The sequence below is a fragment of the Pseudomonas sp. BIC9C genome, from assembly GCF_034541995.1.
Lineage (GTDB): Bacteria > Pseudomonadota > Gammaproteobacteria > Pseudomonadales > Pseudomonadaceae > Aquipseudomonas > Aquipseudomonas fluorescens_CC.
This window is the reverse complement of record NZ_JAWDGM010000006.1, coordinates 37,248-52,295: the sequence shown is the minus strand read 5'-3', so window position 1 is coordinate 52,295 and position 15,048 is coordinate 37,248. Positions and strand designations below refer to the sequence as shown.

Below are 15,048 nucleotides of genomic sequence, written 5' to 3'. Positions count from 1 at the left end.
GGGGGTGTTAACAATTGTAAAGCTGCTTACTTACTTCAGAACGGCAAGTGCCGCTTCGTAATTCGGCTCGTCAGCGATTTCGCCAACCAGTTCGCTGTGCAGTACGTTGTCATTTTCGTCCAGCACCACCACAGCACGGGCGGTCAGGCCTTTGAGCGGGCCGTCTGCGATGGCCACGCCGTAGTTCTGGATGAACTCGGCACCGCGCAGGGTCGACAGGTTCTGTACGTTTTCCAGGCCTTCGGCACCGCAGAAACGCGCCTGGGCGAACGGCAGGTCAGCGGAGATGCACAGCACGACAGTATTGTCGACGCTGCCGGCCTTGGCGTTGAACTGGCGCACGGAGGTGGCGCAGGTCGGGGTGTCAATGCTTGGGAAGATGTTCAGCACTTTGCGCTTGCCGGCAAAGTCCTTCAGGGTGACGTCGGACAGATTGCCGGCAACCAGGGAAAAGGCTGGCGCCTTGGAACCGGCTTGTGGCAGTTGGCCGTTGACTTGAACCGGATTGCCTTTAAGAGTGACTTGAGCCATGAACGGAGTCCTTCTGAACGTTGTTGTAGAGAATTTTGACGAGGCCGAAGTTAACCACGAAATTGTCCGACGACCTATGGTCAAACATAAATTGTCATGTATCAGCACACAAAATTGGATACATGTGCCCTCCCATACACCACAAGACCCTGTGGGAGCGGGCTTGCCCGCGAATGCGGCAGCCCATTCAACATCGCCGTGACTGACAGATCGCGCTCGCGAGCAAGCCCGCTCGAACAGGGACAGCGGTGTTATTTGAGCAACCGCAACATATTGCGATGGCGCGCCTCGAAAATCCGTCGCATGTAGCCATTGACCAGCAACCACTCCATTGGCGCGCCGCCAATCGCCGAATAGGTCACCCGATCGGTGTATAGCGTACCGCCCTCTCCCGCCGCGACCCGATGTTCATGACGAAAGGCGCGCATCGGCCCGCTGAGCATTTCATCGATGAAATGAGCATCGCCCACCTCCCGTATGACCACCATCCAGTTCGACGGAATGATATTGAACATCCAGTGCCGAAAACGAAACTCGCGCCCCACCTCTATTCGCAAGTTACTCAAGTCGACATCGCCCAGCGGTGTGATACGTTCGGGGAAGATTTTCGGGAAATTCACGCCTTCGAGGCAGAAGTCGAGGACTTGTGCTGGTGTGCGGTTGGGAATGAGAGTCGTGAGTTCCAGGACAGGCATGAGCAGTGGCAATCCATTGGCCGGGGGGACCCGCAGGCTACCATCTCACTAAAGCCCCATGCATCCCTTTGGGGTATCCCAAAATTTATTGCGGTTTTTTTGTTAAAGGATTGTCGATTCAGACGCCAATCATTCGACTATCAAGTAACTCACTTACCACAATGGAGAAAAGCCATGCGATTCATGATTATCATCAAAGCCAGCCAGGATTCCGAAGCCGGCGTAATGCCCAGCCAGGAACTGCTGACCGCCATGGGCAACTACAACGAGGAACTGGCCAAGGCCGGCGTCCTCCTCGCCGGTGAAGGTCTGCATCCCAGCAGCAAAGGCGCCCGTGTGCGCTTCAGCGGCGACAAACGCACAGTCATCGATGGCCCCTTCGCGGAAACCAAGGAACTGATCGCCGGTTACTGGCTCTGGCAGGTGAAGTCCTGGGAAGAAGCCATCGAATGGGTCAAGCGCTGCCCCAACCCGATGCCGGGCACCGAAGCCGAGATCGAGATTCGCCAGGTATTTGAACTGGACGATTTTGGCGCCGAGCTCACCCCGGAACTACGTGAACAGGAAGAGCGAGCGTTCGGTCTGGGGAAGAAATGCTGATTAGCGAATCCACGCCGAGGATCTGAATCCTGCAAAACCCGCCGTTCATGCTTGCGCAAATGGCGGGTTTGTTCATTACAGCAGCGATCCCCTCCCGACTTTTGAAGGGTTCAACCCCTTCGACTGGCTGCCAGCCGTTTGCAAAAACAGGGTCTGGTCGCCCAGTGGCTGCCGCTGCCGACACAGAACATCGACGATTCGCGCTCGCTGGTGCGCAGTTTCCTCGATGTCTTCCCCTACGCCAGCGTGTGGACCAGTGAGTTCCACGAGATGCTGCTGGTAGGCTCGCTCGAACCGATCGAACTGGATGCAGCAAAAATCAGCCAACGCTTCCAGCAAGACACGGTTCGCAGCACCTTGCAGGATGTCGGCATCGGCTCGGCCGCTGCGCTGCTCGCGACCTGGGTAACCGACCGCAGCGGCCTGGAACGCTTCGCCGCAGACGCGCAACCGGTGACTGACGATCAACCGCGTATCGAATACGCCCCCTGGGTGCGGGCCAGGGAGATCACCCGGGTGCTGCCGGCCCTGCTGGACTTGCACCAGCCGCCAGCACTGCTGAACGCCGACGCCGGGTTCATCGAGCGCATGAACACCCAGCAACAACGCCTGATGCAGTTCTATCGGGCGAGCCTGCATGCGTACGATGGTGACCGTGAGGCCTGGGCCAGGGATATGCGCGAGGTGATGCGCGGGGATGCGGGGAATCCGTATTACCGGTGGTTTGGCGGAGAATGATTTGACGCCTTCGCGGGCAAGTCGAAACGTCGCACCGCCGCTCCCACAGGTTCGGTGTCGATCACAGAATTTGGGCACGACATAAACCCTGTGGGAGCGGGCTTGCCCGCGAAGGGGCCATCAGCCTCAAAACAATGTCATTTGACACACACCAGCCATCCGGCAAAGCTGCATCGAGCTTCAACGCGCGCCGCAAGGCAATCGCACCTGGACCATGGAAGTCGCAATGCCAAAACATAAAAACAAAGCGTTGACCCCAAACCCTGATTCGCAACCGACCCTGATCTATCGTTACCTGTTCCCTGTCACCATCGGCATCCTGCTACTGGCCGTCGCAGGCATCAGCTGGTTCCTGTTCAGCAGCAAACCGGTCCCGGTGCCCTATGCGCCCGTAAGTACAGCGGTCGTTCAACCCGTCAAGCCACCACCTCAACCGGTTGCCGTGGCACCGGCGAAAATGGTCGACGAGCAACAGTGTCAGGGCTGCCACAATGCGCAGGTCAAGGACTGGCAAGGCTCCCATCACCAACTGGCGATGCAGGAGGCCAACGCCGACACCCTGCTTGGCAACTTCAACAACGTCACGTTCAAGGCGGAAAACGAAACCACCCGTTTCTCGCGCAAGGACGACGGGTTCTGGGTCAATACCCCCGGCATCGATGGCAAAAACGCGGATTTCAAGATCGCCTACACCTTCGGTATCGCCCCCTTGCAGCAATACCTGATCGAGGTCGGCGACGGTCGCTTGCAGGCCCTGGGCGTGGCCTGGGATACCGAGAAGCAGCGCTGGTTTCACCTCTATCCGGGTCAGGGCGTGACCTTCAAGGACCCGCTGCACTGGAGCAAACCGAGCCAGAACGCGAACTTCATGTGCGTCGAGTGCCACACCACCGGTTACAAGCGCAATTTCGACACGGCGAAAAACACCTTCGACAGTCAGTGGAACAGCCTGGGTGTCGGTTGCCAGGCCTGCCACGGTCCGGCCTCCGACCACCTGGAATGGACGGCGAAGAAAAGCGATTTGCTCCATGCCGGATTTGCCGTCGACCTCAAGGACAGGAACGCCACCGTCGAAATCGAAACCTGCGCCCGCTGCCACTCGCGCCGCGCGCCGCTGGGGGATGGTTTCACGGTTGGCAAGCGCCTGATGGATGATTACCTGCCGAGCCCCCTGACCCGTGAGTTGTACGCACTGGACGGCAAGATCAAGGACGAGGTGTTCGAGCACGGTTCCTTCGCCCAGAGCAAAATGTTCGACAAGGGCGTACGTTGCAGCAACTGCCACAACCCGCACAGCACGCAGCTAAAGGCGCCAGGCAATAGTCTGTGCCTGCAATGCCATAACACCGTCGGCAAAACCACCGTGGAAGGCGTCGACGGCAAGGGCCTGCAAGCGAAGAACTACGACTCCATCGAACACACCCGCCACACCATGGGTCAACCGGGTTCGCAGTGTGTGGATTGCCACATGCCCGGCAAGTTCTACATGGGCAACGACTGGCGGCATGACCACAGTTTCAGCATTCCCAACCCCGAGCGGGCGAAAAAGCTGGGTACGCCTGACGCCTGCCTGACCTGCCACCAAGGCAAAGCCGGTGACAAGGTCACCGAACAGTTCAAGCTGTGGAACACCGCCAACGCCAGCGCGGTGCAAGCCCCTCGCTACGACGAAAGCCTGTGGCTGATTCGCAACGGCCAACCGGGTGCGGCGCAGGCGTTGTTCGAGCAACTGCAACGCAGCAATCTGCCGGCGATCCAGCGCGCGACGCTACTCGGCGAATTGTCGCTGTATCCGAGCGAGCAAGCGTTGAAACTGGCCACCAGGGACCTGAACAACCCGGCGCCTCAAGTACGTGAGAGCGCCATACACGCGCTTAGCGCATTCCTGCCGCCACTGGAACGCGCGCCGCTGCTGACACCCTTGTTGAGTGACCCGGTGAAAGCCGTGCGCATCGCCGCCGCCCGGGATTTGCTCAGCGTGGCACGCAACGGCCTGGGCACGGCTCAGGACAGCTGGAATGCCGCCATCGCCGAATACGAGGCAGTGCAGAAAAACCTGCTCGAACGCGCCGAAGCGAACCTTAATCTGGCGATGCTGTATCAGGCCAGCGGACGCAGTGCCGAAGTCGAAGGACTCCTGCGCGCGGCCCTGCAACGCGATCCGGATTTCTTCCCGGCGCTGGTCACCCTGGTGCAATGGCTGGAAGCCAACGGCCGCAGCCAGGAAGGCCATGCCCTGCTGGCGCAAAGCCTCACGGACCACCCCGACTCAGGCCTGCTGCAACACACCCAGGGCCTGGCGCTGATTCGTGCGGGCCAAACCGCTCAAGCCATGCCGTACCTGCACAAGGCCGCGCAACTGGAACCACAGAGCGGACAGTTCGGCTATGTACTGGCGGTGGCCCTGCATGACAGCGGCAAGATCGACGAGGCGTGCGCAGAACTGGAACGGCTGTTGAAAGAACAACCAACCAACCGCAATGCACGGCTGTCACTGATCCAGTATTACCTGGACAACGGCCAGGAACCCAAGGCGCAAGTGCTGTTGCAGGGCTGGAAGAAAATGAACATGGGGGACCCGGCGTTGAAATGATCGGGGCTGAACCGGACGCCCCTTCACAGGCAACCCTTTGGTAGCGGGCTTGCCCGTGAAGACGGCCGTGCGAGCAACGCCCATCCCAGACATGTCACTTCCCCGTTTGCCCTGTATCGGTCAGCAAACAATGCGAACCCCTCAGATTTTTAGTGATATCACTACGCCACTAGTGATAAGGTTCGCGGCGCTTGAAAAACCTCCCCCCATTAGATTTCGAGGCGACATGAAACACGCCTCGGCCAATGACGGCAATGACCGGTCGCAAGGATCAACCATGGAAGCTCTCCGCAAGCTGTTCACCGTTACAGCCCTGACCACAGCACTCCTGACTTCGGGCTGTGCAAGCATCGTCGGTGACAGCAAATACCCGGTGAACGTATCGAGCACGCCTAGCGGCGCCAACTTCACCATTACCAACAAAGCCGGTGTCGTCGTACATAACGGCTCCACGCCCAACACCGTGACACTGCCTTCCGGTCGTGGCTACTTCAAGGGTGAGGCCTACACCATCACCTTCAAGAAAGAGGGTTATGCCGATGCCAGTACCACTCTGGATACCAGCATGAGCGGCTGGTACTGGGGCAACATCCTGCTTGGCGGGTTGATCGGCATGCTGGTAGTCGATCCAATGACCGGCGCAATGTACAAACTTCCCGAGAACGCCACGGGTAACCTCGGCAGTCCGTTGGCCGGCGAAGCAGCAAAAAACCTGACACTGCTGGAAATCGATCAGCTGTCGCCAACCCAGCGCGCGACGCTGGTTCGCATCAACTGACAGCACCCGGCGCATCCCGCCGTTCGGGATGCGCCCTTTGCTCTAGCCCCGCCGACGAAACAACGGCCGCGGCTCAATCACCGAACGCCCGTACAACACGCTCATCCCCGCCAATCCCTTCAATGCATCTTCTGCGGATTTGTCTTCACGCACGGTAAAGCTGTCGAAACCGCATTGGCGCATGTGACTGAGTTGATCGCGCAAGACATCGCCGATGGCGCGCAACTCCCCGGTCCAGCCCAGTCGTGTGCGCAGCAGATACGCCTGGCTGTAACCGCGCCCATCGCGAAAACTCGGAAAATCCAGGGCAATCAGTGGCAATTGATCAAACCAGGGCTTGAGGGCTTCCACCTCATCGTCCGGCCCCAGCCACACCGCATTTCGCTGTGGACTTTCCAGCCAGCGGGCCAGCGGCAGGATCGCCTTGCCCACTGGCGATGGCGGTGCCAGATCCCGAACCAGCATCCACGGATCATCCGCATCGATGCGTGCCTCACCCTTTTCCAGTCGCAACAGATTGTTCACGGCGAAACCTCCAGCGCTTGCGTATAAACCGCCTCCTTGAAAGGCTCCAGGCCGATACGCTGCAACGTGTCGACCAATACTTCCTCGCTCTCGCGATAGCGCACGAAGGTGTCGACAATGCGTTCGATCACCTCGGGCACTTGCGCGGCGCTGAAGGACGGGCCAATGACCTTGCCCAGCGCGCTGTTCTTGCCCTGGGCGCCACCGAGGGTGATCTGGTACCACTCGCTGCCGTTTTTATCGACACCCAGAATCCCGATGTTGCCGATGTGGTGATGACCGCAGGCATTCATGCAGCCGGAAATGTTGAGGCTGATGTCACCCAGGTCATGCAGGTAGTCGAGGTCTTCGAAGCGGGCCTGAATGGCCTGGGCGATGGGGATCGACTTGGCATTGGCCAGCGCACAGAAATCGCCACCGGGGCAGGCGATGATGTCGGTCAGCAAACCGATGTTGGCGCTGCCCAGATTGTGTTCGCAGGCCAGGCACCATAGTGCGAACAGCTCGGCCTTGGGCACGTCCGGCAGGACGATGTTCTGTTCATGGGCAATGCGGATTTCGCCGAAACCAAAGCGCTCGGACCATTCGGCAACCGCCTCCATCTGCGTGTCCGTCACGTCGCCCGGTGGCGCAGCGATGCCGGGCTTGGTCGACAGCACGACGCTGGCATAACCGGGTACTTTGTGCGGCTGCACGTTACGCTGCACCCAGCGGGCGAACGTCGGATTTTCGGCCAGGTGCGTGCCGAAATCGAGATGGGTGTCGGACAGATCACGATATGGCGGTGCGACGAACGCACTGGCCACACGCTCGAATTCGGCGTCGGTCAGTTGCGCGGGGCCATCCTTGAGGTACTGCCACTCATCCTCCACTTCCCGGGCGAAAGCTTCGATGCCCAGGGCCTTGACCAGAATCTTGATCCGCGCCTTGTACTTGTTGTCACGTCGACCATGGCGGTTGTACACACGCAGCACCGCCTCGACGTAGGACAACAAATGTTGCCATGGCAAGCCTTCGCGGATCTGCAAGCCGAGGATCGGCGTGCGCCCCAGACCGCCGCCGACGATCACCCGCAGGAGCATTTGCCCGCTGTCGCCGGGATAAAGATACAGGCCGATGTCATGCATCATGATCGCTGCACGGTCCTGCTCTGCCGAGCAGATGGCGATCTTGAATTTGCGGGGCAGGAACAGGAATTCCGGGTTGATGGTCGACCACTGCCGCAGGATCTCCGCCAAGGGGCGCGGGTCGATCATCTCGTCGGCGGCGACCCCGGCAAAGGCTTCGGTGGTGATGTTGCGTACGCAGTTGCCTGAGGTCTGGATCGCGTGCATTTCCACCTGGGCCAGGCGCTCAAGGATGTCTGGCACCTGGGCCAGTTCGATCCAGTTGAACTGCATGTTCTGCCGGGTGGTGAAGTGGCCGTAGCCGCGATCGTAATCCCGGGCGATGCTCGCCAGCGTACGCATCTGCCGGGCGCTCAGCGTGCCGTAGGGAATGGCCACCCGCAGCATATAGGCGTGTTTCTGCATGTACAGACCGTTTTGCAAGCGCAATGGCAGGAATTCTTCCTCGCTCAGTTCACCGGCCATGAAACGTTCGACCTGATCGCGAAACTGCGCAACCCGCTCGGACACCAGCGCCCGGTCATAGTCGTCGTACTGATACATCTGGCTACCTCATCAGGATTAGGCACAGAACCCTGTAGGAGCGAGCCCTGCTCGCGATGGAGTCAAAGGCGACGCGTTTATCCAGGAAGTTCGCGTTTTCGTTGACGTCCATCGCGAGCAGGGTTCGCTCCTGCAGGGGGGCGCAAGTCGGGCTCTGCGGCTCGTTTCGAGGTAACGACTATGAGCTTGCGGTGCAGTACGTTACAGATTCACTTGAACTCTAAAAAACCGTATCAGAACACGGTGGACAGCCACAGGAATGCCGAAGTATCTGATCCGTACAAATGAACTTACCCTGAGTCTGTTTTGTTTTTACCGGCGTTTTTACAGTGCACGGCATTGCAACCGTGGAAGCATTGAGCATGAGCACAACTACTATCAGTCAGGCCTATAACTACAAGGTCGTGCGTCAGTTCGTCGTGGCGACTGTCTTCTGGGGCGTCGTGGGGATGGCGATGGGAGTGTGGATCGCCTCGCAACTGGTATGGCCGCAGATGAATCTTGACCTGCCGTGGACTACCTTCGGCCGGTTACGCCCGTTGCACACCAGCCTGGTGATTTTCGGTTTTGCCGGCAGCGCGCAATTTGCCGCCAGTTACTACGCGGTACAGCGTACCTGTCAGGTGCGGCTGTTCTCCGACAAGCTCGCCGCGTTCACCTTCTGGGGCTGGCAATCGGTGATAGTGGTGATGCTGATCAGCCTGCCGCTGGGCTATACCACCACCAAGGAATACGCCGAGATCGAGTTCTCCGGCGCGGTGTGGATGACCGTGGTCTGGGTAGCCTACGCCATCGTGTTCTTCACCACCCTTGTGCAGCGCAAGACCAGACACATTTACGTCGGCAACTGGTTCTTCGGCGCGTTCATCGTAGTGATCGCCATGTTGCACGTGGTCAATCACCTGTCGACTCCAGTGAGCTGGTTCAAGTCCTATCCGGTGTATTCCGGGGCCACCGACGCCATGGTCCAGTGGTGGTACGGGCACAACGCGGTGGGGTTTTTCCTGACCACCGGTTTCCTCGGGATGATGTACTACTTCGTGCCCAAGCAGGTTGGGCGGCCGGTGTACTCCTATCGCTTGTCCATCGTGCATTTCTGGGCACTGATCACCCTGTACATCTGGGCCGGCCCGCACCACTTGCACTACACCGCGCTGCCGGACTGGGCGCAGTCGCTGGGCATGGCCATGTCGTTGATCCTGCTGGCGCCGAGCTGGGGCGGGATGATCAACGGCATGATGACGCTCTCGGGCGCCTGGCATAAGCTGCGCACCGACCCGATCCTGCGCTTTCTCGTGCTATCCCTGGCGTTCTACGGCATGTCGACCTTCGAAGGGCCGATGATGGCGATCAAGACGGTCAACGCCCTCTCGCACTACACCGACTGGACCATCGGCCACGTACACGCCGGTGCCCTCGGCTGGGTGGCGATGATCACCTTCGGCGCGACCTACCACATGGTGCCAAAAGTCTTCGGCCGAGCGCAGATGCACAGCACGCCGCTGATCAACCTGCACTTCTGGCTGGCGACCATCGGCACGGTGCTGTACATCGCGTCGATGTGGGTCAATGGCATCACCCAAGGCCTGATGTGGCGGGCGATCAACGACGATGGCACGCTGACCTATTCCTTCGTCGAAGCCCTCCAGGCCAGCCATCCGGGTTTCCTGGTACGTTTCATCGGCGGCGTGTTCTTCCTCGGTGGCATGTTGCTGATGGCGTACAACGTGTGGCGCACGGTATGGGTGTCGGACCTGAAAATGGCACAGCGCGAGGCGCAGATAGCCTGATGATCGAGCTTGCGCTGAATGTACTGGGAGTGGCGAGTCTATGGCTGGCGGTCGAATACTGCTTGAAGCACCAGACCGCCGAGAGTCTTGAAGAGGCGAGCCTGATTCCGTTTGCCGATGATCCGCAAGTGGCACGGCGGGTGGAGTTGGCGACAGGGAAGACCGTGAAAGCGGTTGCCCCGCCGGAGCTGAAATCAGGCTGGGGCAACCTCGATATCTGATGCACTACCCATCAATGTGGGTTATCCGCGCTCCCGAGGAATCAGGCTCTGCAACTGCTGCGCCAGAAAATCCCCATCGAAGACAAAGATGTCCGGATCCTTCAAGCCGTTGGTCTTGCGCCATTGCCAGGCATTGGACGGTGGCAGGCACACGAGCGAAACACTGCCGTAGCGCGCAGCCGTAAAGCCCATCACGGCCACCGAGATCTGTCCGCCGGATCCCATCACGTCCGGCACGAACTCCACCGGTTTGCCAACAATCACGATGGACAGCTTCTCGGTCTTGAATGGCGATGTCTCGACAGGAATGCTCGGGCCCGAGGCGACATAGGCTTCGCGACTCACCTCCAGCAGGTTGGGGGCCTGCACCGGCTCCAGCCACTGCTGGATCTGATCGAACAGGTCACCAATGCGCGTCGCCCATTCCGCCGACTGCGACTCAAACACTGGCTTCTTGTGGGCTTCGCTTTCGGCGTAGTGGCGAAGCATTTCGCCCAGTTGCTGTACGTCATCCATTGCGGTGTTCCTTTGATTGCAGCGGTGCTACGGACATTGAGCATGGCAGATGCGTGATGACGGTGCGCGACTAACAGCCGGGAGGTACGTCGGCGGCGGTGTTCGCCCTGGACGAGTGACTCAACCGGTCTTGGGCGGGCGACGCAGGCGCGCCATGCTCAAGGTGTCCACCAGCACGCCGTCGCGCACGGCGTAATCACGGAACAGGCCCTCGGTTTCGAAGCCGAATTTGCGATACAACGCAATGGCCGCTTCGTTGTCGGCATACACCGAAAGCTCGATGCGCTGCAGATTCATCCAGTTGTCGGCGATATCCAGCGCCGTCGCGAGCAGCTTCGAGCCCACGCCCTTGCCCTGCCACGCCACCGCAACGCCCATGCCGAAACTGCCGGCATGACTGCGACGAATGCGTGAGAACTGCTCCAGGCCGATGTTGCCGATGACCGTGCCTTGATGCAGGGCCACCACTTTCACCAGGCGTTCGTTATCCAGCGCCAGGCGACTGCGCCAGAGTTCGGTGGACTGAAACGGCATTTGCAGGGTCTGCCGGGCGATCTCCGGGGCGTTGTACAGCGCCGTGATGCCTTCGATGTGGGACTCGTTGAAGCGCTCGAGCGTGATGACGGGGTCAGTGGCTGGCATGGGTGAATCATCCTTGAAGCAGACATGGCCGTTCACTCTATAACGCTACCTTCCAGTGTGGCGAGTACCAATGTGGGTGCGACGGTGCGGCGATCCGACCTGCTCGCGATAGCAGAGTGTCAGTCGCCATCAATTTTACTGGGCTGACGCTATCGCGAGCAGGCTCGCTCCCACAGTTGGATCTCGCTCAACTTTCGAACCACTCCCGGCGCTCGCTGAAGGTGTTTTCAATCAACTCGGCGATCATCCGTACCTGCGCGTCGTGCTCGGAATGGGCGTTGACCGCCATCCACACCTGACGCTGCATGGGCTGGCCAAACAGACTTGGCAAGGCAATCAGGCCGCGGTCGAAGTGGCTCATGTAGTGCGGCAGCAGGCCGATGCAGGCACTGCAACGGATCATCTCCAGCATCAACTCCCAGGATTGCAGCTGCACCGCTCCGGCCAGGCGCTGATCGACCAGTGCATTCCACGGCCGGAAGCTCTCAACCTGGCAGTCCTGCCGCCATTGCACCAGGAGAAAATCGGCCAGGTCATCCAGGCATTCCGGCCTGGAGGTAACCCGCGAGTAGCGCTTGGCCATGTGCGGCAGGTAATCCAGTCGCGCCAGAAGTCGTGGTTCAGTGGTGGCAAAGCTCGGCCCCGGTAACGGCGATCCGCTCTCGCCCAGCCACACCACGACGTCGGCGCTGACCGCTTGCAATGACAATTCGCTGTCGAGCGTGATGATGTCCAGCCGCACGCTGGCGTTGCGCCGCAGCAGTGCTACCAGGTCGCGTCCGAGAATGTCATGCAGGATCGAATCCGCCACGGCCAGCCGAATCAACGGCTGTTCGATCACCGGCAAATCGCGCTCATGGGCCAGGGCGATCAATTGTGCGTGCAAGCGCAAGCCATCGCGGCTGAGGCTGAAACCATTGTCTGAATGAGTGAACAGTGGACACTGGAGCTGCGTCTCCAGCAACACCAGTTGCCTGCGCAGGCGGGTGGCCTTGATGTTGAGACTGCGGGCGGCCTGCATGAAGCAACCGCAACGGACGCTAACGATGAAACACTGCGCCGGTTCAGGATCGATAGCCGCTGCCAGCTGACGCCAGGACGGATTTTTATCGATGGCTACGCGATACTCGACAGCCCCCTGGTGGGCGCTGATTTCCATGAATGACATCGAGGACTCCCTGTCGATCTGACACTGACCGCTCTATCCTGCGGATCGTTCATGAACCTGCTGTGACAAGGACTCAGGCGCTGGGTGTCTGGCGAAAGCTCACCGCCAGGCGATTCCAGCTGTTGATGGTGGTGACGGCAATGGTCAAGTCGACCATTTCGCTTTCATTGAACTGCTCCCGGGCCTGGTCGTAGACATCGTCCGGCACGTGGCTTTCGCAGAGCAAGGTGACCGCCTCGGTCCAGGCCAGCGCGGCTCTTTCCCGCGGATTGAAAAAATTGCTGTCACGCCAGACCACAATGGAATAAAGACGCCGGTCGCTCTCACCCAGGCGCCTTGCATCCACCGAGTGCATGTCGGTGCAGAACGCGCAGCCGTTAAGCTGCGAAGCGCGGATCTTGATCAGGTGCAGCAGCGCCGGTTCGATGCTCAAACTGCTGGTCAGGGCCTCCATGGCGATCATGGCTTTCATCGCTTTGGGGGAAGCGCTGTAGTAATCCAGACGGGGTGTCATGGAGCGGCCTCATGGATCGGACAGGTCTGTCCAAGGTAGGCGTTGGTACAGCAACGTTACAGATCCAATTCGGCGAAAAATCCGTGGACCAGCGAAAAGTACGCCAATTGGCGGTTTTTGTGCCACGCAACTTCTGCGTGGCGGCTCATGCGGGTAATCTGGCGCACAGTCTTTGCCTCGTTCAACCAGGGAGCCTTGCCGGTATGGAACTACATGTTGTCATCAACGGCCGCAAGGATCTGGCGGGCCAGTTGTACAACCAACTGCGCAGCGCCATTGAATCCGGTCGTCTGGCAGCAGGGACGCAACTTCCACCGAGCCGCTTGCTGGCCGAACAGCTGGGCATTTCGCGCAAGACCATTTCCGATACCTACGCCCAACTGACCTACGAAAACTTCCTCACCGGGGTGATCGGCAAAGGCACCTACGTCAACGCGCGGGTGTCGAAAGTCGAGCGCAAGCAGAACCCTTCGGAGCTGGCCGGTTACGAGGTGATCGAATCCTGGCGCAACCTGCCGGTGTTTCTGCGTCACCCGACCCTGGAAGGCTCGCTGCGCTACGACTTTATCGGCGGCGCCACCAGCAAGGGCCAGTTTCCCCAGGACGACTGGCGGCGTTGCACTTCCCACGCCTTGCGCCAGATCGCCGCTTCCAAGGGCTTCTACAGCCTGCCGGAGGGGTTGCCGGCCCTGCGCAATGCCATCGCCCGGCATATCGCGTTCTCTCGCGGGGTCAACTGCCAGGACGAAGACGTGGTGGTGTGCAACGGCGCACAGCAGGCCCTGGACCTGATTTCCCGGGTGCTGACCCGCCCAGGCAGCATCGTCGCCATGGAAGATCCCGGTTATCCACCGGCACGCCTGTTGTTCGGTACCCACGGTGCCACGGTGATCGGAGTGCCGGTGGACGCCGAGGGCATCCAGGTGGACAGGATTCCCCTTGGGACACGGCTGATTTATGTCACCCCTTCCCACCAATTCCCGCTGGGCATGCCGATGAGCCAGGAGCGCCGCGTTGCGCTGCTGGCCAGGGCCCATGAACTGGGCGCGATCATCATAGAGGACGACTACGACAGCGAATTCCGCTACGAAGGACGTCCGACGGACTCGCTGCAAAGCATGGATGAGCGCGGGATTGTCGCCTACGTCGGGACCTTCTCGAAAACCCTGCTGCCGGAGCTGCGGCTGGGCTACGCGATCCTGCCTCCGGCCATTCTCGATGCGGTGGTGCGCGCCAAGCAGCTGACCGACCTGCACACCTCCACCCTGCCCCAATGGGCGCTGGCCAAGTTCATCGCCGAAGGTTGCCTGCTCAAGCACATCCGACGCTGCCACACGATTTACGCCGGTCGACGCGAACGAATCCTGGCACGCATGGCCGGTGATCTGGCGCCGTGGCTTGAAGCGGTACCGACCATGGCCGGTTTTCACATGGTGGTGCTGTGCAAAGTGCCGATGGATATTCCATTGGTGATCGAACTGGCGAAAAAAGTCGAAGTCGGGCTCTATGCCATCGACAGCTTTTTCTATCAGCAAGCCCCGCAGGCCGGGTTTTTCCTCGGTTTCGGCGCCATTGAAACCCTGGACATCGACATCGCCCTGGATCGTTTGCGGGATATTTTGCAACAAGTTGCCTGACAGATTGGACTGCGGCTTTATCCGGCGATTGGCTATTGGTGGTCCCCGGGTGCAGGCCTATCCTGCATAGGCGTTATCCCTCAATGAGCAGGATACGTCCGGCCTGATTCAGGAGTGTGAGCAATGTTCAACAAAGCGATCAATACCGTAGAGGTGCAGGCCGTCGCCGGCCGCTCGGACGAACTGGGCAGGCAACTGCAAAAGATCGTCGAAACCCTGCGCGAACTGCCGGGGTGCGAGTCCTATATGGTCGACCGCTGCCCCGAGGACAGCAATCGCTGGACAGTCAGCGCCCAGTGGCAGTCGGAAGCGGCCATGCGATCGCATTTCAACAGTCCCCAGGCTCAAGGCTTCATCGATTTGATCGATTGCCAATTGGCCAATGCCGTCGACTTCAACAGCTTTCCGATCCGCTAAGCCCCCCCCTGTA

Annotated in this window: 15 protein-coding genes and 1 pseudogene; 8 read left to right on the top strand and 8 right to left on the bottom strand. The window is 59.8% G+C overall.

All coding sequences use genetic code 11. The annotated features are described in order from the left end of the window. Window positions 1-30: 30 nt before the first annotated feature. Together tpx and RS887_RS23980 are read right to left on the bottom strand one after the other, a co-directional pair. Window positions 31-531 carry a thiol peroxidase gene (gene tpx, locus RS887_RS23985; RefSeq protein ID WP_007996495.1) on the bottom strand — a complete coding sequence of 167 codons (501 nt, stop codon included), beginning with the start codon at window positions 529-531 and terminating at the stop codon, window positions 31-33. A 251-nt stretch (window positions 532-782) separates the two neighbouring features. Further along, window positions 783-1,226 carry a polyketide cyclase gene (locus tag RS887_RS23980; protein ID WP_322617338.1) on the bottom strand — a complete coding sequence of 148 codons (444 nt, stop codon included), beginning with the start codon at window positions 1,224-1,226 and terminating at the stop codon, window positions 783-785. Between the two features lie 174 nt (window positions 1,227-1,400). On the opposite strand from RS887_RS23980, the gene RS887_RS23975 reads away from it, so the two are divergent. From RS887_RS23975 to RS887_RS23960, 4 genes and pseudogenes are all read left to right on the top strand, one after another. After that, window positions 1,401-1,826, top strand: coding sequence for a YciI family protein (locus RS887_RS23975; protein WP_322617337.1), 426 nt, complete (start codon window positions 1,401-1,403; stop codon window positions 1,824-1,826). 120 nt (window positions 1,827-1,946) lie between these two features. Beyond that, window positions 1,947-2,564: pseudogene (locus RS887_RS23970) on the top strand (spermidine synthase); the annotation flags it as partial. Between the two features lie 226 nt (window positions 2,565-2,790). Then, window positions 2,791-5,157, top strand: coding sequence for a tetratricopeptide repeat protein (locus RS887_RS23965; protein WP_322617336.1), 2,367 nt, complete (start codon window positions 2,791-2,793; stop codon window positions 5,155-5,157). 277 nt (window positions 5,158-5,434) lie between these two features. Beyond that, window positions 5,435-5,935: a hypothetical protein gene (locus tag RS887_RS23960; RefSeq protein WP_322617335.1), complete on the top strand. Its 501-nt coding sequence runs from the start codon at window positions 5,435-5,437 to the stop codon at window positions 5,933-5,935. A 42-nt stretch (window positions 5,936-5,977) separates the two neighbouring features. Here the strand turns inward: RS887_RS23960 and RS887_RS23955 are convergent, their stop codons facing one another. Beyond that, the gene (locus RS887_RS23955) at window positions 5,978-6,460 is read right to left on the bottom strand and encodes a DUF934 domain-containing protein (protein ID WP_322617334.1); all 483 of its coding nucleotides are present in this window, start codon (window positions 6,458-6,460) and stop codon (window positions 5,978-5,980) included. Next, the gene (locus tag RS887_RS23950; protein WP_322617333.1) at window positions 6,457-8,130 is read right to left on the bottom strand and encodes a nitrite/sulfite reductase; all 1,674 of its coding nucleotides are present in this window, start codon (window positions 8,128-8,130) and stop codon (window positions 6,457-6,459) included. Before RS887_RS23950 ends, RS887_RS23955 begins: the two co-directional genes overlap by 4 nt. A 362-nt stretch (window positions 8,131-8,492) precedes the next feature. On the opposite strand from RS887_RS23950, the gene ccoN reads away from it, so the two are divergent. Both ccoN and RS887_RS23940 read left to right on the top strand, forming a co-directional pair. Then, complete coding sequence (gene ccoN, locus RS887_RS23945) at window positions 8,493-9,920, top strand: cytochrome-c oxidase, cbb3-type subunit I (protein WP_322617332.1); 1,428 nt, start codon at window positions 8,493-8,495, stop codon at window positions 9,918-9,920. Then, on the top strand, window positions 9,920-10,141 hold the full coding sequence (locus tag RS887_RS23940) for a cbb3-type cytochrome c oxidase subunit 3 (RefSeq protein WP_322617331.1): 222 nt from the start codon (window positions 9,920-9,922) through the stop codon (window positions 10,139-10,141). The genes ccoN and RS887_RS23940 overlap by 1 nt, the downstream gene beginning before the upstream one ends. Window positions 10,142-10,162: 21 nt before the next feature. Here the strand turns inward: RS887_RS23940 and RS887_RS23935 are convergent, their stop codons facing one another. The 4 genes from RS887_RS23935 to RS887_RS23920 all read right to left on the bottom strand — a co-directional run bounded on the left by RS887_RS23935 (window position 10,163) and on the right by RS887_RS23920 (window position 12,981). Beyond that, a complete protein-coding gene (locus RS887_RS23935; protein ID WP_322617330.1) occupies window positions 10,163-10,657 on the bottom strand; it encodes a hypothetical protein in 495 nt (164 codons plus the stop codon). Window positions 10,658-10,777: 120 nt separating this feature from the next. Beyond that, window positions 10,778-11,299 (bottom strand): GNAT family N-acetyltransferase, encoded by a 522-nt coding sequence (locus RS887_RS23930; RefSeq protein WP_322617329.1) that lies wholly within the window; start codon window positions 11,297-11,299, stop codon window positions 10,778-10,780. A gap of 187 nt (window positions 11,300-11,486) precedes the next feature. Further along, entirely contained in the window at window positions 11,487-12,467 is a 981-nt protein-coding gene (locus RS887_RS23925) for a LysR family transcriptional regulator (RefSeq protein WP_322617328.1), read from the bottom strand. Between the two features lie 73 nt (window positions 12,468-12,540). Further along, window positions 12,541-12,981 carry a carboxymuconolactone decarboxylase family protein gene (locus RS887_RS23920; protein WP_322617327.1) on the bottom strand — a complete coding sequence of 147 codons (441 nt, stop codon included), beginning with the start codon at window positions 12,979-12,981 and terminating at the stop codon, window positions 12,541-12,543. 203 nt (window positions 12,982-13,184) lie between these two features. Between RS887_RS23920 and RS887_RS23915 the strand changes: the two genes are divergently transcribed. After that, window positions 13,185-14,618, top strand: coding sequence for a PLP-dependent aminotransferase family protein (locus RS887_RS23915; protein ID WP_322617326.1), 1,434 nt, complete (start codon window positions 13,185-13,187; stop codon window positions 14,616-14,618). A 123-nt stretch (window positions 14,619-14,741) separates the two neighbouring features. Continuing rightward, window positions 14,742-15,035, top strand: coding sequence for an antibiotic biosynthesis monooxygenase family protein (locus RS887_RS23910; RefSeq protein WP_111287197.1), 294 nt, complete (start codon window positions 14,742-14,744; stop codon window positions 15,033-15,035). Window positions 15,036-15,048: the final 13 nt, after the last annotated feature.

Coding starts and splice junctions, on each gene's coding strand:
- RS887_RS23930 (WP_322617329.1), bottom strand. CDS start 11,299: ATGCCAGCCACTGACCCCGTCATCACGCTCGAGCGCTTCAACGAGTCC.
- RS887_RS23950 (WP_322617333.1), bottom strand. CDS start 8,130: ATGTATCAGTACGACGACTATGACCGGGCGCTGGTGTCCGAGCGGGTT.
- ccoN (WP_322617332.1), top strand. CDS start 8,493: ATGAGCACAACTACTATCAGTCAGGCCTATAACTACAAGGTCGTGCGT.
- RS887_RS23980 (WP_322617338.1), bottom strand. CDS start 1,226: ATGCCTGTCCTGGAACTCACGACTCTCATTCCCAACCGCACACCAGCA.
- RS887_RS23940 (WP_322617331.1), top strand. CDS start 9,920: ATGATCGAGCTTGCGCTGAATGTACTGGGAGTGGCGAGTCTATGGCTG.
- RS887_RS23910 (WP_111287197.1), top strand. CDS start 14,742: ATGTTCAACAAAGCGATCAATACCGTAGAGGTGCAGGCCGTCGCCGGC.
- RS887_RS23915 (WP_322617326.1), top strand. CDS start 13,185: ATGGAACTACATGTTGTCATCAACGGCCGCAAGGATCTGGCGGGCCAG.
- RS887_RS23975 (WP_322617337.1), top strand. CDS start 1,401: ATGCGATTCATGATTATCATCAAAGCCAGCCAGGATTCCGAAGCCGGC.
- RS887_RS23920 (WP_322617327.1), bottom strand. CDS start 12,981: ATGACACCCCGTCTGGATTACTACAGCGCTTCCCCCAAAGCGATGAAA.
- RS887_RS23925 (WP_322617328.1), bottom strand. CDS start 12,467: ATGTCATTCATGGAAATCAGCGCCCACCAGGGGGCTGTCGAGTATCGC.
- tpx (WP_007996495.1), bottom strand. CDS start 531: ATGGCTCAAGTCACTCTTAAAGGCAATCCGGTTCAAGTCAACGGCCAA.
- RS887_RS23965 (WP_322617336.1), top strand. CDS start 2,791: ATGCCAAAACATAAAAACAAAGCGTTGACCCCAAACCCTGATTCGCAA.
- RS887_RS23960 (WP_322617335.1), top strand. CDS start 5,435: ATGGAAGCTCTCCGCAAGCTGTTCACCGTTACAGCCCTGACCACAGCA.
- RS887_RS23935 (WP_322617330.1), bottom strand. CDS start 10,657: ATGGATGACGTACAGCAACTGGGCGAAATGCTTCGCCACTACGCCGAA.